The following is a 20,161-nucleotide window of genomic DNA, read 5'->3' as shown; positions in this document are numbered from 1 at the left end:
GCTACAGTCGTTTGACTGCGTTACTTTAGCTTTTCCACAAGGTTATCATACTCGGGACTACTTAAGAAATTTTCAACCGAAATGTGTTCTGCATCCGGGCGTTTTTCTTTTGCACGTGGCGTTAGATCCTTGTGTGTAATGACAACATCAGCATCTTCCGGTATATTACTAATCGACGTGTTGGAAACATCAACCTCAAGATCGGCTTTCTTTACTTTGTTCTTTAAAATAGAAGCTCCCATTGCACTTGATCCCATTCCGGCATCACAGGCAAAGATAATTTTGTTTACTTCTTTGTAATTGAACTCTTTTTCCGATTTCTCAGTTGATGCTCCAAGGGAAGAAGAGACACTGCTTTTCTTTCCTTTCATTTCTTCCATCTTTGAGGTTGCTTCTGTGATATCGTCTTCACCTTTGTCTTTACTAGCTTTCAAGATAACAGCCGCAACTACAAAGGAAACGATGGTTGCAACTAGGACTCCGGAGAATACGGGAATATAATATCCAGGCTGGGTTAAGAGCGCGTAGGCGATAATACTACCTGGTGACGGACTTGCAGGCAAACCTGCTCCAAGTAGGTTGAAGGTGAAAATACCACTCATACCACCAGCGATAGCTGCTAGTATTAATGCAGGTTTCATGAGAATATACGGGAAGTAGATTTCATGAATCCCTCCAAAGAAGTGGATGATCACAGCACCTGGTGCTGAACGCTTTGCCATCCCTTTGCCAAAGAAACAGAAAGCTAGTAATATTCCCAAGCCGGGACCAGGGTTTGTTTCTAATAGGAAAAGAATTGATCTTCCTACATCAGAAACTTGCTCTAATCCAAGTGGTGTTAGTACACCATGGTTAATCGCATTGTTTAAAAATAATACTTTTGCTGGTTCAATGAGAATACTTGCAAGTGGTAATAGACCAGCATCTACAATAACTTCTACTCCTGCCCCCATTGCTTGACTAAATGCCGATACAATAGGGCCGACACCTAGTAACCCAAAGATTGCTAACGCACCACCGAAAATACCAGCAGTGAAGTTGTTAATGAGCATTTCAAATCCGGGCTTAATTTTACCTTCAACTAGTTTATCCAGTTGCATGATGACAAAACCACCGAGAGGTCCCATGATCATCGCACCGATGAACATCGGTATGTCTGCGCCTACGATGACACCCATCGTAGCTGTGGCACCGACGACTCCACCACGTACTCCGTGAACGAGTTTACCACCAGTAAAACCAATTAATAGAGGTAAAAGATAAAGGATCATAGGATCAACGAGTTGAACAAGCGTTTCATTTGGGAAATAGCCATCTGGAATAAAAAGTGCAGTAATAAGTCCCCAAGCGATGAAAGCCCCAATATTCGGCATGATCATACTACTTAAAAAGTTACCGAAATGTTGAACTTTTGTACGAATCGTACTTTTTTCTTGTGCCATTGTTTGTTCCTCCTTTTAAATTATCTGAGATTGTTTATCTCTGTACTTCTATAGTAAAGCGCTACCAACATATAAACAATCTAATGTACAGCTAATTTCGTCACAGGTATTGTTGACATCATTTCATATAATGTCAGACAAGATTTGTATTTAAGGATTGTTGTTTGTTTTCGAGCAGAGGGAGCGAATCCGAACAATAGAGTGGTGTCTTGAAGGGCTCTCCTTTAGTCGAATAGCATTTGAGTTAGCAAGAATAAAAGTGTTATAAGGTCGGAAAAAAGGCGCAAGAATTTACCGTAAAAGTAATTCAAGCTGACGAAATTCGACCTGATGGAGGGGTGTAAATCATGGGTTTTGGGCTGTATGAATATGGGTGAAGTTACTAAGGTATATTGAGGGGGGATAAAATCAACAAGGATACACCTGTTACGTTAATTGATGCTTGAATTTATGAAAGGAAATTATACTGCCCTTTCTAATACAGGAAAAAAGTTCCTGGTCCCCAATGTTTTAAAATAGTGGGGCAGGAACTTTTTTTTCGATATTCGTTTTTTTAAGGCCATTAACATGATATCTGCCTATTGGTACCACAGAAGGAGAGCCTGAAACGGGGTCTTCTATTACTGTGCAATGAAGCCCGAAAATGTCTTCAATCAATGTGCTTGTAATAACCTCTGACGGGTCACCCTCTGCCACAAGCTTCCCTTCATGAAGAGCAAATATATTGTTAGCATAGCGTGCGGACAAGTTGATGTCATGAAGAACCATGACAATCGTTGTACCGTGTTTTCGGTTAAGGTCTGTGAGCAGGTCAAGAATTTCGACTTGATACGTGATATCTAAAAAGGTTGTCGGTTCGTCAAGAAATAGAATATCAGTTTGTTGCGCCAGAGCCATTGCAATCCAGACACGCTGTCTTTGTCCGCCTGAAAGTTCATCAATATGATGATTAGCGAGTTCCGTAATATTCATGATTTCCATCGCTTCAGCTACTGCTTCGTAATCCTTTTTATTCCACCCGCTAAACATCGATTGGTGTGGAAACCTTCCTCGACCGACTAAATCAGCAACAGATATTCCTTCCGGGACAATAGGAGATTGCGGAAGAAGTCCTAAAGTGCGAGCCAACTGTTTAGGTGGAATTTTGCTAAGTGGCTTTTCGTCAAGGGTTATTTTGCCGGATATAGGTTTGATAAGTCTTGCCATTGTTTTTAACAGTGTAGACTTTCCACAGGCATTGGCTCCAATAATCACGCTTATTTTATTACTGGGGATCACAAGACTTATTCCTTTGATAATAGGTTTATTATCATAGCCCGCAATGACTTGTTCAGCTTGAAAAAGATGCGTCGGTTTCATTAAAAGTCTCCCTTTCGATTCATTCGGATTAGCAAGTAGATTAGATATGGCGCTCCTAGTATTCCGGTTATGATGCCCACTGGGTACCTGACTTCAAAAGCAAATTGTCCAATTAGATCTGATGCCAAAACCAAATTCACGCCAACAAGACCTGCCGGAATTATGTTTGAGAAGCCAACTCCGACTAATCTTTTCGCAATTGGTCCCGAAAGGAAAGCGATAAATGCGATAGGACCCGTGGTTGCTGTAGCCAAAGCAATCATGCAGACGGCACTTAAAATTAGCGCAATTCTGGTCTTGTCGGTATTGACTCCGAGAGAAGTGGCCGTTTGATCTCCGAGCTCCAATGTGCTTAGATGTTTCCCCAGCACAATAGTGATAGGTGCAAAGACCAAAACCGATATAACAAGAGGCGGAAGCGTATGTAATTGAGAGCCGTTGAGGCTGCCGCTGAGCCATCGGAGTGCTGCTGGAATATCCTGTTGTGCGCTAACAAGTAGAAGGTAGGATATCACGGCGTTTAGCATGGCTTGTATGCCTATACCAACTAGGATTAACCGACCGATTGAAAATGTTGTTCCTCTGGAAAACAGATAAAGTAATATGACTGTAGCAAGACCTGCAATAACCGAAGCAATGGAAACAATAGCATTGCTAGACTGAAGAATGACTATACAAAAAACAGCCGCAGCACTCGATCCGGAGGTTATACCGATTACATTTGGGTTTGCGAGAGGATTACGCAACATCGTCTGGAAGACAGTACCTCCAATACCGAAAGCAAACCCGGCAAAAAGACCTGCCAGCATTCTCGGTAGTCGTATGGTACTCACCGCGAAAGATACACCTTCAACCTTCTCTCCCGTAAGCACTCGGATGACATCTTTTATCGGATAAATGGTGTTTCCAAGTATAAGCATGGCACAGCATAATATGCATGCAAGTACCGTAAGGAAGCTAGTAACAACTATCCATCGGCGACGTCTTTGACGCCTGCCCGCTATAATAAACTCAACCGATGTATTATTCATAATGAACTCACTTTCACTTTTGTAGCTAGGATGATCAATATCGGAGCTCCTATAAATGCCGTAACAACACCAACCTCCAGCTCTCCAGGACTACCTATGAGTCTGCCGCTTACATCTGATATAGTTAAAATGATTGCTCCTACAGCTGCTGACATCGGTATAACAAATCGTAGGTCAGGCCCAAGAATAAGCCGTATGACATGAGTAGATAAGAGTCCAATAAAACCAATAGGCCCTGCCAGTGCAGTAGTCGCCCCACACAAAAGAACCCCTGCAAGAGCCGCTACGAGCCTCAAAACTCCAGTTCGGACACCCAATCCTGTCGCAAGTTCATCTCCGAGTGCTAATGCATTTAGTGCCGAAGACGAAATAATACCTATTACGATTCCAATGATCAGAAACGGGATAAACGTCGTGATATCGTTCCAGTTTGCTGAGCCTACGCTGCCCACTTGCCAGAACCTAAATTGATCCATGACATAAGAGCGAGGAAGCATAATTGCGATGACTAGAGAAGAAAGGACGGCGCTTGTGGCGGCACCTGCCAGAATAAGTTTAAGGGGGGTAGCACCGCCGCGTCCCATGGAGCCTATTCCGAATACAAAAACGGCGGTAATCATTGCTCCAGCTAAAGCAAACCAAATATATTGATTTGCAGTGCTTATGTTAAAGAACGCAATCCCACTAACAACAAACAAAGATGCACCTGTGTTCACTCCCAGTATACTCGGGTCTGCAATTGGGTTACGAGTGACCGCTTGCATAAGTGCTCCGGATACACCGAGTGCTGCACCACATAATAAACTAAAAACGGTTCGGGATACCCTTTTACGAACGACGTTTGCTCCGTAGGAATCAACATTAGGGTTAAATAATCCATCGATTAGCTCATTAAAACTCACTGGTCTAGAACCAAAGACCAGTGATGCAACAATGCATAATCCTAGCAAAACCAAACAAATCACTAATACTGCCGTCATATGCTTTGGAATATAGGAGTGTAGCAGGTTATTTTTTAAAACTGGTAAACTATTCATCGAGCTTTTTAACGGCTCCTCCAATTAGTTCCAAAAGTTCATCAAGAGTATACTCTATCGAAAGTGGATTTGGATTTCCGGATGCTGCCAACGGAGTTCCGTTACCAATAAATACTACCGAATCTCTTTCTATTGCTGGGATTTTACCAAGCACAGGATCAGCCTTAACTGCTTCTAATAAACTATCATCACCATAGCCAATTAAAATATCAGCATCATTTAAAGCTTCCGCATTCTCGGTACTTAATGTCAAGACGAAACTAGTAGGATCCGTAATTTCATTTGTAACACTTTCAGGATATTCCATTCCTAGCTCGACTAGAAATTCACCCCGAGGATCTACTGGTGTATAAACGTGTATTTTAGATAAATCATCGGCAGAGAAGTTAGCGAAAGCTACTTTTTTACCTTCGAGTTCAGGATATTCACTTGCTTTATCCTTTATGAGTTGTTCGGTGTCCTTAACAAGTTGTTCGCCTTCCGCTTTCATGCCCATACCTGTTGCATTATTAATAACTTGCTCACGCCATGTAGTTACCCAAGGACTAGTTTCGTAGGCCACAACCGGTGCAATTTCACTAAGAATATCATAGTCTTCCTGGGTAATACCGGAGTAAGCTGCAAGGATGACATCTGGGTTTGAATCTGAAATTGCCTCGAAATCAAGTCCGTCTGTATCCTGATATATATTAGGATCTTCTTCACCAAGTACATTGAGCTTTTCAGCTGTCCAAGGTAACATTCCGCTATCATCTTGAACACCATAATTCGCCGCCGAGAAACCTACAGGCACAACTCCGAGAGCGAGAGCGACATCATGATTAGCCCATTGAATAGTAGCAACTCGTTCAGGCTTGCTTTCAATGACAGATTCGCCAAAAGCATGCTCGATCACAATCGGATATTCAGAAGTCTCTTCTTCAGAAGAAGATGTTTCCGTTTCTGTTTCTGTTTCTGTTTCAGTCGCGTCTGTAGTCGACGAATTATTCTCAGCTGGAGTTTGTGTTGCAGTGGATTCCTGGTCTGAACAACCAACTAATATTAACATGATCGCAGCTGACATAAATAAAGTGATTAATGAGATTTTTCGTTTTATATTCATTTAACATACCAATCCTTTTCATAAGTTTTATTTTTAAGTATTACTGACTAACATAGCAGAGGACTTTCGACACTCTATGTAGCTTTCAGCTTCTAGGTAAACAGGTTCGAGAGGTGTTCCGTTTGGGGCTAATTGATGATGAGTATCAGCAAGCCGAGTGGCTGATGTTTCGATTCGAGCTCCCTTCTTTTTCGATGATAACGATTCTCATTATCAATGATATAAACTATTTACCTAGTTGTCAATGAAAATTTTAACTGTGCTTACAATGTACGGAAAAGGAATTTTCTTAATTACAGTTATGTGCTATCGAGCAGTTGAGCTGTTGAGGGTGGTCACATCAAACTCGTAAAAGCTGATAGTAAGAGATAATTGAGAGTGAATTGGTTATGAGTGAGTTTATGAAGAGTAATGAATTTAAGAGTGACCGAATAATTCAATTAGATTGAGGAGTAGGGCACTAATTTGTTCATATATTTGAATGGATCAAATGAGAAAGTTGAAGCATAGTATATAGAAGCATCGAGTTATTTTTGAGTTAAGAATTTACCAAGGAGTTCACGTGTTTTTCCCTCGATGCTTCTGGGTATATAAAAGAATTGACCGAATTTCCCAACTTGTAGTATGATTAGACGTATTCAAGGGAAAAAAGGAGGACAGAAGGGTCAATTGGTGACGAAATATTATAGCGCCTGGACTACGATACGGACGGAAAATTATCGTAGTTGACGAGGAGGAGGATTATCGAAAGTTTCGGCGGATACCTCCCGGTTGCCACATCACAACCGAAAACTGAGGCCTAAAACGAAGAGGCGACTCATCGAACAAAAGCCAAAGTAATAGATGCTTTAACAACAATTAAAACGAAGAACAAACAAATATAAATGAAGAGTGGGGCAAGTTATGCCCCTAAAGCATTTCTTGTCCCACTATGGGAGGAAATGATTGTTATGTGTGGAATTGTCGGATATGTAGGAACAAAAGATGCAAAGGAAATCCTATTGCGGGGATTAGAAAAATTAGAATATCGAGGTTATGATTCTGCGGGTATTGCGATCGCTAACGAAACAGGAGTCCACGTCTATAAAGAAAAAGGGCGTATTGCAAATCTTCGTGAAGCAGTTGATGAAACAGAAGCGGGGTTCACTGGAATTGGGCACACGCGCTGGGCGACCCACGGCGTTCCAAGCAAATTAAATGCTCACCCTCATCAGAGCTCAAGCTCTCGATATACAATTGTTCATAACGGAGTCATCGAAAATTACGAACAGTTACGAAGAGAACACTTGGTAGGCGTAGAGATGGTCAGTGATACGGACACAGAGATCATCGTTCAGCTTGTAGAGAAGTTTGCTTCTGAAAGTAAAACAACAGAAGAAGCTTTTCGTAAGTCATTAAGCGTCTTAAAAGGCTCTTACGCAACGGCTTTGTTAGACAACCAAGATCCAAATACTATTTATGTAGGGAAAAATAAAAGTCCGCTCCTTGTCGGACTAAGTGATAGTGTGAATGTTGTGGCAAGTGATGCTATGGCGATGCTTCAAGTGACTAACGAGTTTGTGGAATTATACGACGAAGAAATTGTTGTGGTTACACAAGAAAAGGCGACAATTAAAACGTTAGACGGAGAAGAGGTATCTCGTGCTTCTTATGTGGCTGAGCTAGATTCATCAGACATAGAAAAAGGTACGTATCCTCACTTTATGCTTAAAGAAATTGATGAGCAACCATTTGTTATTCGAAACATTATCACGAAATACAAGGACGACAATGAAAGCATTAAATTAGACGAGAACATTCGACAAGCAATGGCAGAAGCTGACCGTATTTACATTATTGCAGCAGGTACCAGTTACCACGCAGGTCTCGTTGGAAAAGAATTTATCGAGAAGATCTCGGGAATCCCAACGGAAACGCACATTGCGAGTGAATTTCTCTATAATATGCCATTACTAAGTAAAAAGCCACTCTTTATTTTTATATCACAAAGCGGAGAGACTGCGGATTCTCGCGGAGTACTCGTGAATGTTAAAAAATTAGGATTACCATCTTTAACGATAACAAATGTACCTGGATCAACGTTATCTCGTGAGTCTGATTTCACGCTTCATACATTTGCAGGTCCTGAAATAGCAGTTGCATCAACAAAAGCATATACTGCCCAAATGGCTGTATTGGCAATACTCGCTGTGGATAGCGCGATTGCCAGAGGTGTGAAAATGGATTTTGATCCTTTGCAGGAATTAGCAATCGTTGCAAATGCGATGGATATCTTCACGAACCAAAAAGACACTCTCGAGCAAATTGCACGAGACTACTTGAGTCTATCAAGGAATTGCTTCTTTATTGGACGTTCAATGGATTTCCACGTTTGTATGGAAGGATCACTTAAGTTAAAAGAGATCTCCTACATTCAGGCAGAAGGATTTGCCGGTGGGGAACTAAAGCACGGAACAATTGCATTAATTGAGGAAGGTACACCAGTTATTGGTCTTGCGACGCAAGAAAACGTACACTTAAACATTCGTGGAAACATGAAGGAAGTAGTCGCTCGTGGTGCTAATCCATGTATGATCAGCATGGAGGGATTCGCAGAAGAAGACGATAAAATCGTTATGCCAAAGGTACACAAATACCTCACTCCACTAGTGAGTGTGATCCCACTCCAGCTTATCGCTTACTATGCCGCTCTTCACAGAGGCTGCGACGTAGATAAGCCAAGAAATTTGGCTAAAAGCGTGACTGTTGAGTAGGGTAATGAAAGAATCCACAACTTGTGTTAAACGACAATAAAGTTGGATACTAACAAAAAAAGTTAGATACTAACTAAAAAAGTCGGATACCAACAAAAAAAGTTGGATACCGACAAGTTGTTACACACTATGTACTTCTTCTCAAAGTTGGGAATTCCCAGAATATATAATGGATATTAATTGATTAAACCAATAAGAAAATGGTTATGATGCTATTAAATTTACAGTTTTATAAAAAGGATGGAGTTCCCAATGTATATTCAAAATGAAAAAAATAGCTACATTAATTGGTTAAAGAAGAAATTATCCAGTTATTTACAAAATCCAATAAAGAAAATAGTAACTTTTAGAAACTGCCCATTTACATTGGGGCAGTTTTTTTTCGTTTTTGGTTAAAATGGTTAATTTGTTTTTCGTATTGTCACCAAAAATAGGAGGGGTTTTATGGCTAAAAGAGAACGTTCATCTACAGCTAAAAAGATAGAAAAATGGATTGAGGAGGGGAGAGGCAAAGGAGAAGGTTCAGAGTATAAACCTTGGCTAACTATAAGAGATGTTCCCTCAAAAGGTATTGTGACTCGAACTAAAGGGTGGAAATCAAATCGAATACACCATTTATTATCTCACGAGGAGTTAGATTATCTTTATATATTGGAATGGTCAGACTCCGTAGTTGATATAAGAGAACAGTATCCTTTGTTGCCACAAGAAAGGACATTAGAAATAGCTGATTCATTAGGAATTAAGCATCCCTATGACCCCAAATCGAAAGACCCGATAGTTATGACTACAGACTTTTTAGTAACAAGAGATACCGAAAAAGGCAAAGAAATTCAAGCTCGGACAATAAAACCATCTTCAGAATTAAAAGGAAGAGTACTTGAAAAGTTTGCGATAGAGCAGCAGTTTTATCACGAACAAGGAATTGACTGGGGTATTGTGACTGATGAAGACAAACCGAGTGCTTTTTTAAAAAATATGGACTGGTTATATGATAGTAAACGGTTAGATAAGGATTCAATTTTAGATAATAACTTGATATATAAAATTTCCGAAACCTTATTAAAAGAAATAGTTAATAGAAGAGATGGACTATCTACAATATGTTTAGATTCAGATGAAATGTTAGGTTTCACTCAAGGGACTTGTCTATTTGTTGTTAAGTATATGATTGCAAATAAAAAGTGGTATGTGAATATGAACAAAAAAATAGAAACCTTAAGTGATGTTGATATATATCCAAATAATTAATTTGAAAAGGTGATAACAGTGGAAAATATTTTAGTGAATTCAATTTTTGAATGGTGTAATGATGAAAATAATTTACTTTCTACAGAAAGAGTACTTTGGATTTCACCGAATTTTGAAGATGTTGTTCTAATTAGGATAGATGATCCTAGGCATTTACCTCATGTTAGAGATATTTCAGAAATTACAGAAGGGTTAAAAACGCCTTTTGTGAGACGATTAAGTATAGACCCTTATAGTGATCTATTAAATATAAATGAAGAATTTATCAATAAACACAAAAAGAATCGTGATCGAGCATGGGATGTGATAAAAGACATAGTTAATTTAGAACCTTCTATTTTCACTGAAGAAAATCGCGGTCAATTAATTAAGGAATGTATGGAAAAAAACAATATAGGAAAAATGTATATTTATAAAAAGTTAAAGCAGTATTGGGTAGGAGGAAAAGTCAAAAATGCATTGTTACCTCATTACAATAAAAGTGGAGGATATGGTAAGACAAAAAAACTAACAAACAAAAAAATTGGACGTCCATCATATCAAGCACAAGAAAATCCAGAAATGACTGGGATAAATGTAACTGAAGAAGATAAGAGAATTTTTAAAATAGCTATTAAAGGATTCTATGAAAAGTCTAATAATCCTGAATTAAAATTCACGTATGAGCAGATGATCAGAAATTACTATCATGTAGGATATCACCTTACAAAAAGTGATGTTTTGGCCCCAATTTTACCTAATACTAATGAAGTACCAACCTACAGACAGTTCAGGTACTGGTATACTAACGAATTTAACCCTAAGGAAAGGTATTTACAAAAAGAGGGGGAGAAAAAATACAATCTATTAGCAAAACCAAATGTAGGGGATACATCAGAAAGGGCTTCAGGTCCTGGTTCTATATTTGAGATCGATGCAACTATTGCTGATATCTACTTGGTTAGTTCTCTAAGAAGGAATCGTATTATAGGTCGACCTGTAGTATATATTGTGAAGGATGTATTCTCTAGACTAGTCACAGGAGTTTATGTGGGATTAGAAGGTCCATCATGGTTGAGTGCAATGTTAGCTTTGGAAAACACGTACACAAATAAAAAAGAGTATTGCCGTTCACTCGGTCTAAATATAGAAGACTCAGAGTGGCCAGCACATCATTTGCCTCATAAGATTCTGGCAGATAGAGGAGAAATGGAAGGGTTTAATGCCGATAAATTAACAGATTTTTTAGGTATACAAGTGAAAAATGCACCGCCTTTTAGAGCGGATTTAAAAGGAATTGTAGAACAGCACTTCAGAACAATTAACACTAAAATCAGAAATTGGACACCAGGAGCGGTCCATAAGGATTACAAGGAGCGCGGGTCAAAAGATTATCGCTTAGATGCTACATTAACACTGAAAGCTTTCGAACAGATTATTATTACATCCATTTTGGAACATAATCAAAAAATTATATCTAATTACCCTTTGTCATCAGAGATGATTGCCAATAATGTAACTCCAACCCCAATAAATTTATGGAATTGGGGGATAAAACATAAACAGGGTGTTCTAAAAGAAAGCAACATAGACTTAATACGTTATACTTTAATGCCAAAAGGATCAGCTTCCATTACTAGACAAGGTGTTTATTTTAATAAACGGTATTATTCTTCAAAAGATGCAATTGAAAAGGGCTGGTTTGAAGATGCAAGTATAAAAGGCAGAAAAAAATTAATTATTTCTTTCGATCCACGCAGTATAAACCATATATATTTAAAAAATGAAGAAGGAAAACTTATTCAATATAATATGATAAATAAATTAACTTCTGAAGATGAACTTGAACCTAGAATGGAGGATTATCAAGAATATATCTATGCAAGGATGATCGAGGAGGATCAAAAAAAGAGTCAGCAAATGCAAGCATCTTCTGATTTTAATTCACAAATTAGTGCAATTATTGAAGAAGAAACGGCCAAAACAAATAAGGAAAAAATTCCGGGCGAGAGCAAAGTAAGTAGAACAAAACAAATCCAACAAAATCGTAAGGATGAAAAGACATATCATAGAGAAAGTGAAAATTGGGACAATACCTTAAAACAAAAAGAATCATTTAGTCGAAAAGTAAATTCTACGAGTGAATCCGAACAAATTGATGATGATCAATTTATTTTAGACATGTTAATAAATAAAAGTAACAAGAGGAGAAGTTCAAATGAGTAAAGAAATAAATCTTGATGGAAATATTGTTTCCGTTCTAATGGGGAGACAATGTCAGGCTAAATATATTGATCCAGAAATTGGTTCGTATAAGGGGAATCCTTTAATTGAGGCCCTGCCCCCAATTAAAACACTAAACGAAGTATCAGAAACTATTCTAAACTTACCACTTTTCTCTGAGAAGGATATAGATAAGCCACCTGAGAAAAGAATTCATTATGTTGAGCAAATAAGAGATTATATGCAACCATTACCTATCCACATACAAATTGAAAGTACACTATCACTTATGATTAGAAGGGGCTACCTTGGTAGGAACCCTCTTTCACCTTTTTACGCTCGGCAATTTGCTGTTGGGATAAAAGACATTATGGAAAAAGACCTTGATTTAAATGGTGAAAATTTAATTGGAAACAAGTCAACAGCTAAATCCTATTCGGTAATAGGAATAAGTGGTATTGGAAAAACAACAGCAGTGGAAACAACTTTATTAATGTACCCTCAGGTAATTACCCATTCAAAATATCAAAAAAATGGATTGACACTGGGTTACTTAAAACAAATTGTTTGGTTGAAGTTGGAGTGCCCTTTCAACGGATCAAGGAAATCCTTCTGCCAGCAATTCTTTCTAACCGTGGATCAAATTTTACAAACTAATTATTATCATAAATTCGTTAATAGTAGAACGACGGAAGAGGAATTGATCACAAAAATGGCGCATATCTGTTCACTGCATTGTGTTGGGGTACTCGCTATTGATGAGATACAAAGGATGAAAAGGGGTGAAGAGGCTCAAAAAATGCTCGATTTCTTTGTAGAATTAAGTACTAAATTAGGTGTTCCCTTATTATATATTGGAACTTATAAAGCTATACCCATGTTCAGTATGTTATTAGCCAACGGAAGAAGGGCAAGTGGAATGGGTGCAGAATTTATGGATCCAATGAAACAAGACAAACAGTGGAATTTGTTTTTAGAAGATCTGTGGGAATACCAATGGACTAAAAAGAAGGTTCCTTTAACAGAAGATCTCAATAATGCAATGTATGAATTAACGCAAGGTGTTACCGATTTTGTTATCAATTTATTTATTAAATCGCAACAATACGCAATAGCGTATGGACAAGAGAAATTAACTGTGTCTTTGATTCGAAAAGTAGCAATACATAATTTAAGGCTTGTTCAAGATATTATTGACGCCTTAGCGTCAGGAGAAAAAAAAGCAATTGAAAAATATGATGATTTAAGTCCTGGGTGGGTTGAGACTAATAATTATATAAAAGCTTTAGGGGTTAGAATTGGATTACATGGTAAGATCAGTGATCAACATAAAAGAACAAGGAACGTAAGCAAGAGTAAAGAAAATTTTAAATACCTTGTCACTTTTGCCATGAATTTTGATCTATCTGAAACAGCAGCTATAAAAATTGTGACGAAAGCGATGGATACAAATAAAGGAATGTTAGATCTCGATGCCCAACAAGTAATTGTGACCCAAATGATATTAGATAAAGCAAAAGAGCATTCAAACAAGAATGAGATTAAAGAAAAAAGGCCAAAAAAAGTGGTTTATTTCCCTTATCAGCAGGATGTACGACTAATTGAAAAGAATGCGAAAAAGGATAAAATTTCTATTGTCCAAGCATTAAAAGAAGAGGGTATAGTGAAATCATTTACAGAGTTTCTTGATTGATTAATTAAGGGGGTGAATAAGTTGATTGGTATGTTTCCTCAACCATATGAAGATGAAATGTTGTATAGCACGATGGCAAGATATCACATAAAAAGTGGCAATAATAGCTATAAAAGAACGTTGATAGATCTATTAGGATCGAATTCAAAAGTGGCAACACCGGATCTACCCAGCAATTTAAACAGTATTAATGAACATACCATATCTAACTTAAATCCAGATTACCTTATTACAAACCATACCCTATATCCATATTATAATCCGTTTATTGCAAGTGCGAGTGGAGAGAAAGTTAGAGAATACATGAGTGGCAATGAGAATCATAATGTACATATGCTTTCGGGGATTACGGCGAGTGGAGTTAAAAACACGCAGTTTTTTAGATTTTGTATAAAGTGCTATGAAAATGATTGTCATAAATTTGGAGAGCCCTACTGGCGTAGAGTACATCAATTACCTCATGTATTTATTTGTCCCATACATTCTGAACCGCTAAAACAATCCAATGTACCATTTACTCACCAACCTAAAAAACAGAAATACTACGCGCTTAGTGAAATAAATATTGGATATGCAAAGGATATTAATATATCACCAAATCATTGGCACTACTATGACTTTTTGTCTCGTCAATCTGCTCGACTGTTATGGAATGAAAGTGATATTCCAACGTTAGGATTAGCTAGACTCAGAAGTTTCTACCAAAACAGGCTTAATGAAAAGGGCTTTATAACCTTATTTTCCACAATAAGATTTAATAAATTATTGCCTAATTTTATTAGCATTTTTGAAGAAAATTTTCTTAGAAATATAAATTGCCTTATATTCAAAAATAGTGAAGATACATGGTTGCATAAAATATTGCGAAAACCTCGTGGTTCTAGTCATCCCCTGCGACATCTTTTACTCCTATATTTTTTGGGAGAAAATGTTGATGCTTACGGACAAATGAATACGAAAAATCTGAAGAATGAACCTTTTGGATCATCGCCTTTCCCTTGTTTAAATCAAGCAGCAGAGCACTACCATGAAGACGTTGTTGATGATTATAATGTAACGAAATGTTATGAAACAGGAAAGCCTGTAGGAACATTCACTTGTAGTTGTGGCTTTGTATATTCGAGAAGAGGACCAGATAAAGATTATCAGGATCGTTTTAGAATAGGACGAATTAAAAGTTTTGGAGATGTTTGGAATAAAAAGTTGAGTCATTTACATCAACAAAATTTAACTATAACTCAAATTGCTAAAGAATTAGGCGTGGATAGAGGGACAATAAAAAAATATCTATTAAAGCTAGAAGATGCTTGTCAACAGAATCAGGAGAATTTGATGGAACCAAGTATGGATTCAGAAGAATACTACAAGAAAAGGTGGATGGATCACTTAGCTACTAATTCTAAATTAAGTAGAACGGAATTAAGAAAACAACTTCCTTCAGTATATACATGGCTCTATAGGCACGATAAACAGTGGTTATTTAATAATTTGCCGCCAAAAATGAAAAGAGGCTCTAATAACCAAAAAAGAGTGGATTGGACTAGGAGAGATGAAGAGTTATCAGTGTTGATTGATAAGGAAGCTGAACTTATAAAAACAAAAGAAGGTAAATTACAAAGAGTTACAATCAGCAGAATCGGCAAACAGTTAGGGGCTAGTTCTTTATTGGAGAAGAATTTAAATCACTTGCCGCTTTGCAGAGACAAGCTACAAAATATTACTGAATCCATTGAAGAGTTTCAAATGAGACGTTTAAAAACAAATGCATTAGAATTACGGAATTTGAGTATTGAAGTCAGTGAATGGAGATTAATTAGGGAATCTGGCTTAAAAATACCTTTGGCTAGTTCTCTTCAAGAAGCAATATTAAAAGAAGTTAGAGAATAAATTTGCAAAAAGTTAGTTCGTTTGACAAAAACAGAGTTTTGCATAGAAAGTTGTAGGTGAAAAGAAAATCATGTTAAGTTTCTTTCCAATTATATATAAAGATGAATTATTATATAGTGTCTTTGCAAGGTACCATATTAAGTCTGGAAATACATATCCATCGCAAACTTCAATGGACTTATTCGATGAAGAGTATATGAGATCTTATGCTCATTTACCAAGAAAGATAGAGACGACGTATAATAAAATACAATACAATCAAATGAGTCTCATTGATTGGATATTTAATCATACTTTATACTTTTATATGTTTAATTTTTCAACTGAAAAGACAAGGGGAAATTTAAGTCCCTTCATAGAGACTGGAAAGGGTGCAAATAGCTTTGGAAATGTAATTATTAAAACAAATGAGTTTTTTAAGTATTGTCCTAAGTGTTTTAAAGAAGATTCAATGAAATTTGGTGAATCCTTTTGGCGAAAAGATCATCAACTATTTGGAGTTAAGATATGTCTTAAACACCATGTTTGGCTGTTAGATAGTAAAATAAATTGGCAACCTCGTTATAAAGTAAAGCACTTTAGCCAGTTTGAAGTTCCAAATGAAGAAAATTGTCCTGAGTTACATGCTAAAGAAGATTTGATAAATATAGAATTGAAAGATAAACTAATTAAAATTGCAAATGAGTGCACTAAAGTAGGAAGTAAAAACTTACATATAAACTTTGAAAATGTACCTTTAATGTACAGACATTTATTGTACAGGGAAGGATACATAAAAGGGCAAGCAACTAATAACCAGAAGTTATACAAAGATTTTAGAAAATACTATGGAAACGAATTAATTACGTTATTAGAAGCAGACTTTGATGAATCTAAAAGAAGTAATTGGCTGGCTACTATAATTAAAAAACATAAACAAGTCTTTCATCCGCTTAAACACGTGCTTCTTTCAATATTTTTAAATGAAAGTGTAGATGAACTTTATAAATATTCAAATAAATTCAATCCATTTGGTGAGGGTCCTTACATATGTTTAAACCCATATGCTAATCATTATAAAAGAAAAGTTATTCGTAACGTAGAGTTAGCGTTGTGTTTAAGTGAAAAAGAGCAAATAGGAATATTCGAATGTTCATGTGGTTTTACTTTTTCTAGATTAAGTAAAGAACCTAGGGGTACATTAGTTAAAGAAATAATACATGTAAATAAGACTCATAGTCATAAATTTGAAGGTTTATTAATCTCAAATGACACATTAAAAAACGAAGAAATCAAAAGATTAAAAACTAAGTACAAACATTATAAAAATCGTTTAGCTCGAAAGAACAAATATATTTCGGATGAAGTGATCGAATATTATAGGAGTAAATGGATTAATCTAATCAATGAATATAAAAATCGAGATCCAAATATTTCTTTAGGTAAACTAAAAAAACAAGATCCGATTACTTATAAATTCTTATACATAAATGATAAAGAGTGGCTCAATAAAATCACACCTAAATCTAATAAATCAGGTGCTAAAATTGTTGATTGGAAGGCTAGAGATCAAGAGTTATTAACTTGTGTTAAGGATGGATATAACTCGTTGATAAACAAAGAAACTCCAACAAGAATAACTTATTATTCGATTGGACGAGAGATTAACCATCTTAATTTAATAACTCTCAAGGCATTAAAAAAACTTCCGAAAACCAAAGCATATTTTGAGACAGTGGTTGAAAGCACGGAACAATTTCAAGTTAGAAGAATTAATTATGTAATAAATCACTCGTTTCATGAAAATGAAGAGATTACGGTAAACAAAGTTAGGCTACGGGCACGAATTGCAAAAGGGAAGTCTGATTATATAGAACAATATATTGAAGAGAAGGTTAGAAGTATATTAGTTTAATAATTTTCATATTCCTTTACTTTCACTTTAAGTTTTTTGCGATTTTATCAGTTTATCTTTAAAATATTATCATAATAGTATAAAGTATAGAGATAAGGATAAAACAGAGGGTGAGGGGTATAATGAAAGAATATCGTTTTAATCGACAGGTCAATCAAAAGATTGTTAATGGTGTGCTTCAAGGTTACAAGAACTACATTCAGGAGCGTATTGAAAAAGATTTGCAAATGAAGATTAGTTCAGCATATGCATGGGTTAAGGGGAATCACATAGATGATCAAACGGCAGTAGAGTGTGAAGAAATTGGAATCAATTATAAAAAGGCTAGAGCTGGTTATACATGGGGGTATTTACAGTTCATCGCAAGTAATGACCAGAGTATGTTTATTATAAAAAACAATAAATATTTTGATCAAGATAACTTTCCGGATGGTAAGGGAGTTAACGGGAAAAAAAGATCTCATAACGATGAAAATTATCTAAAAAAATTATCTCGAATCAATAATAAGGTTGACTTTCCAACTCCACTCACACTTTTATCAGAAGAAAATGTTCCGCATAGTATGAGTATTTTAGATGATGCCGTACTTAAATCTCTTGAGGACAGTGATGTAAGTAATCTGCAGGAAGTTTACAATAAATTTTATATTTTTACCTATTCTTTAGACCAAGCCAATATGGTATCTAGCATAAAAATGTGGATGCCTAATCCTGCGAATGATAAGGCCTATTTAGTAGAGGATCTCACAGAACTTATTGATGCAAGTTCAGTTGATATTTCTGGTATTGATACATCTGTTCTTGAAGATGATCAATCTGAATTTGATTTTGATTCACCTGCTGCGATTGAATATGATATTTTCCACGAAGAAGATCTTCCAAGTGAAAATGAGGGAAATGATGAAAGATGAAGTGAAATGGGAGGTAGATATTAATGTTTGTTGGTAATAATTTAACCAACATTCGAATTCTCCATGGTTATACAAGGAAACAGCTGGCAGACTTACTTCAAGTTACTGAGCAATCCGTTTGGCAATATGAAAATGGTTATACGTCTCCTAAAATGGAAATTTTGAACGAATTAAAGAGAATTTTCAGTGTTAAAAGTAAATATTTCTATTCAGTAGATTTTTTGGAACTAAATGGATTAGATAATATTGATCAGAATTTTATCGCATATAGGGCAACAACAATAAATAGTGTGCAAAAAACACAAACTGAAGCTAAGCATGTTGGATTTATAAGTGCATTTTTAAAGATAATTGAAAAAAAACTTCATTACCCTATCAATGAAATAAAGTTACTAAGAGAAAAAACAATAGAAATTATAAATGATGATAGACAGGATAGAAAACTAAATATTGAACAGGCGGCTAACTATGCAAGGGAGTTTCTTGACCTTAACAATAATGGAAATGGAAACTTATTATTTATGCTTGAAAAAAAAGGTGCTATTGTATTAGAAAAAGCAATAGGTGAAAAAATTGACGCTTATAGTGTTTGGACAAGTGAGGAAAAACCTTTTATTATTTTGGGAAACTTAAAAAAATCCGCCGTTAGACGTAATTTTGATCTAGCACATGAATTAGGACATTTATTGTTACACTATAAGGTTGAATTTTCTTCTTTAGATAAGAAGTCTCATCGAGAATATGAAATGGAAGCAAATTTGTTTGCAGGAATATTCCTATTGCCTGAAGAAGAGTTCACAAGAGATTTTTTAAGCCTTACGAAAATTTCCAACCCAAATTCTTACTTAGATTTAAAGAGAAAATGGGTCGTTTCGATACAAGCATTGGCTCATCGTGCACATTCGTTAAGGTTATTAGATTATCAGCAATATAGGTACTTTCATATGATGATTAACAAACAGGGCTATAAAGTTACTGAGCCACTTGATGAGGAAATAAAGATAATGAAGCCAGGGAAAGTTAGAAGCATTCTGCAACTTCTATTTGAAAAAAACTATATTTCATTAGATTATTTATTAAATACAATCATGGTTGATACTGAGTTTTTAACGAAAATACTAGGTATAGAAAAAGCTTTTTTTGATAAGTATCAAAAGAACACTGCTATGCAGTATGATATTACTGATCTGAATTTAAAGTATAAATAGAACTTTTGTAATAGCACATTCCTTCTACGAAGGGGATGTGCTTTCATTTTATGAATATTGCATACTTTTGAGCCACCAAGTGCGGCGTAGAGAGCCAGTAATAGAACTATTCATTTATGAAATAAAGCAAAAGACATAGCGAAAATGCTTTCTGTTGACTGTAAGTTAAGTCAATGGTGGTGGTGGACTACCGAAATTGCAATGTCTTAGGCAAACTGTTTGTCAAAGTTTCTTTTGTATTTTACTGAAAGTTAATTGCAGCCAATGAATTACAGAGTGTTTACCACTTCATACCGTCTGGATAGTCAAAGATATAAATGCGTAGTTTTTTGGATCGAAAATGTTATAGTTATTCTACAAATTTGATGGACTTTCAATAAGATCAGTCCTC

At 36.1% G+C, this 20,161-nt stretch carries 14 protein-coding genes; 9 read left to right on the top strand and 5 right to left on the bottom strand.

The genetic code is table 11. The annotated features are described in order from the left end of the window. Positions 1–20: 20 nt before the first annotated feature. From CEF18_RS17730 to CEF18_RS17710, 5 genes are all read right to left on the bottom strand, one after another. Positions 21–1,442 (bottom strand): PTS mannitol transporter subunit IICB, encoded by a 1,422-nt coding sequence (locus CEF18_RS17730; RefSeq protein ID WP_110937886.1) that lies wholly within the window; start codon positions 1,440–1,442, stop codon positions 21–23. 510 nt (positions 1,443–1,952) lie between these two features. Next, positions 1,953–2,801: an ABC transporter ATP-binding protein gene (locus tag CEF18_RS17725; RefSeq protein WP_110937885.1), complete on the bottom strand. Its 849-nt coding sequence runs from the start codon at positions 2,799–2,801 to the stop codon at positions 1,953–1,955. Further along, the gene (locus tag CEF18_RS17720; protein WP_110937884.1) at positions 2,801–3,832 is read right to left on the bottom strand and encodes a FecCD family ABC transporter permease; all 1,032 of its coding nucleotides are present in this window, start codon (positions 3,830–3,832) and stop codon (positions 2,801–2,803) included. The genes CEF18_RS17725 and CEF18_RS17720 overlap by 1 nt, the downstream gene beginning before the upstream one ends. Beyond that, entirely contained in the window at positions 3,829–4,869 is a 1,041-nt protein-coding gene (locus CEF18_RS17715) for a FecCD family ABC transporter permease (protein WP_110937883.1), read from the bottom strand. The genes CEF18_RS17720 and CEF18_RS17715 overlap by 4 nt, the downstream gene beginning before the upstream one ends. Further along, on the bottom strand, positions 4,862–5,971 hold the full coding sequence (locus tag CEF18_RS17710) for an iron-siderophore ABC transporter substrate-binding protein (RefSeq protein ID WP_110937882.1): 1,110 nt from the start codon (positions 5,969–5,971) through the stop codon (positions 4,862–4,864). The genes CEF18_RS17715 and CEF18_RS17710 overlap by 8 nt, the downstream gene beginning before the upstream one ends. Before the next feature lie 122 nt (positions 5,972–6,093). Here CEF18_RS17710 and CEF18_RS26885 point away from each other — a divergent pair, with 122 nt between their 5' ends. The 9 genes from CEF18_RS26885 to CEF18_RS17670 all read left to right on the top strand — a co-directional run bounded on the left by CEF18_RS26885 (position 6,094) and on the right by CEF18_RS17670 (position 19,770). Next, the gene (locus tag CEF18_RS26885) at positions 6,094–6,219 is read left to right on the top strand and encodes a hypothetical protein (RefSeq protein ID WP_259457965.1); all 126 of its coding nucleotides are present in this window, start codon (positions 6,094–6,096) and stop codon (positions 6,217–6,219) included. Between the two features lie 702 nt (positions 6,220–6,921). Further along, the gene (gene glmS, locus CEF18_RS17705; RefSeq protein WP_110937881.1) at positions 6,922–8,724 is read left to right on the top strand and encodes a glutamine--fructose-6-phosphate transaminase (isomerizing); all 1,803 of its coding nucleotides are present in this window, start codon (positions 6,922–6,924) and stop codon (positions 8,722–8,724) included. Positions 8,725–9,168: 444 nt separating this feature from the next. Next, complete coding sequence (locus CEF18_RS17700; RefSeq protein WP_110937880.1) at positions 9,169–9,975, top strand: TnsA endonuclease N-terminal domain-containing protein; 807 nt, start codon at positions 9,169–9,171, stop codon at positions 9,973–9,975. An 18-nt stretch (positions 9,976–9,993) separates the two neighbouring features. Further along, on the top strand, positions 9,994–12,180 hold the full coding sequence (locus tag CEF18_RS17695; protein WP_110937879.1) for a Mu transposase C-terminal domain-containing protein: 2,187 nt from the start codon (positions 9,994–9,996) through the stop codon (positions 12,178–12,180). Then, positions 12,173–13,870: an ATP-binding protein gene (locus CEF18_RS17690; protein ID WP_110937878.1), complete on the top strand. Its 1,698-nt coding sequence runs from the start codon at positions 12,173–12,175 to the stop codon at positions 13,868–13,870. The genes CEF18_RS17695 and CEF18_RS17690 overlap by 8 nt, the downstream gene beginning before the upstream one ends. A 30-nt stretch (positions 13,871–13,900) precedes the next feature. Continuing rightward, the gene (locus CEF18_RS17685) at positions 13,901–15,757 is read left to right on the top strand and encodes a TnsD family transposase (RefSeq protein ID WP_223292437.1); all 1,857 of its coding nucleotides are present in this window, start codon (positions 13,901–13,903) and stop codon (positions 15,755–15,757) included. Positions 15,758–15,827: 70 nt separating this feature from the next. Continuing rightward, the gene (locus CEF18_RS17680; protein ID WP_110937876.1) at positions 15,828–17,651 is read left to right on the top strand and encodes a TnsD family Tn7-like transposition protein; all 1,824 of its coding nucleotides are present in this window, start codon (positions 15,828–15,830) and stop codon (positions 17,649–17,651) included. A gap of 122 nt (positions 17,652–17,773) precedes the next feature. Further along, on the top strand, positions 17,774–18,562 hold the full coding sequence (locus tag CEF18_RS17675) for a spr1630 family ClpXP-sensitive toxin (protein WP_110937875.1): 789 nt from the start codon (positions 17,774–17,776) through the stop codon (positions 18,560–18,562). Positions 18,563–18,585: 23 nt separating this feature from the next. After that, a complete protein-coding gene (locus CEF18_RS17670) occupies positions 18,586–19,770 on the top strand; it encodes a spr1629 family repressor/antitoxin (RefSeq protein ID WP_110937874.1) in 1,185 nt (394 codons plus the stop codon). Positions 19,771–20,161 lie beyond the last annotated feature (391 nt).

The organism is Salipaludibacillus neizhouensis, assembly GCF_002886185.1.
Classification (GTDB): domain Bacteria; phylum Bacillota; class Bacilli; order Bacillales; family Salisediminibacteriaceae; genus Salipaludibacillus; species Salipaludibacillus neizhouensis.
The sequence above is the reverse complement of the archived record's forward strand: the minus strand, read 5'-3'. Positions and strand labels throughout refer to the sequence as shown.

Bases quoted from the DNA above. Each gene is read 5' to 3' on its own strand.
- CEF18_RS17730 (WP_110937886.1), bottom strand. From the start codon at position 1,442: ATGGCACAAGAAAAAAGTACGATTCGTACAAAAGTTCAACATTTCGGT.
- CEF18_RS17725 (WP_110937885.1), bottom strand. From the start codon at position 2,801: ATGAAACCGACGCATCTTTTTCAAGCTGAACAAGTCATTGCGGGCTAT.
- CEF18_RS17720 (WP_110937884.1), bottom strand. From the start codon at position 3,832: ATGAATAATACATCGGTTGAGTTTATTATAGCGGGCAGGCGTCAAAGA.
- CEF18_RS17715 (WP_110937883.1), bottom strand. From the start codon at position 4,869: ATGAATAGTTTACCAGTTTTAAAAAATAACCTGCTACACTCCTATATT.
- CEF18_RS17710 (WP_110937882.1), bottom strand. From the start codon at position 5,971: ATGAATATAAAACGAAAAATCTCATTAATCACTTTATTTATGTCAGCT.
- glmS (WP_110937881.1), top strand. From the start codon at position 6,922: ATGTGTGGAATTGTCGGATATGTAGGAACAAAAGATGCAAAGGAAATC.
- CEF18_RS17700 (WP_110937880.1), top strand. From the start codon at position 9,169: ATGGCTAAAAGAGAACGTTCATCTACAGCTAAAAAGATAGAAAAATGG.
- CEF18_RS17690 (WP_110937878.1), top strand. From the start codon at position 12,173: ATGAGTAAAGAAATAAATCTTGATGGAAATATTGTTTCCGTTCTAATG.
- CEF18_RS17685 (WP_223292437.1), top strand. From the start codon at position 13,901: ATGTTTCCTCAACCATATGAAGATGAAATGTTGTATAGCACGATGGCA.
- CEF18_RS17680 (WP_110937876.1), top strand. From the start codon at position 15,828: ATGTTAAGTTTCTTTCCAATTATATATAAAGATGAATTATTATATAGT.
- CEF18_RS17675 (WP_110937875.1), top strand. From the start codon at position 17,774: ATGAAAGAATATCGTTTTAATCGACAGGTCAATCAAAAGATTGTTAAT.
- CEF18_RS17670 (WP_110937874.1), top strand. From the start codon at position 18,586: ATGTTTGTTGGTAATAATTTAACCAACATTCGAATTCTCCATGGTTAT.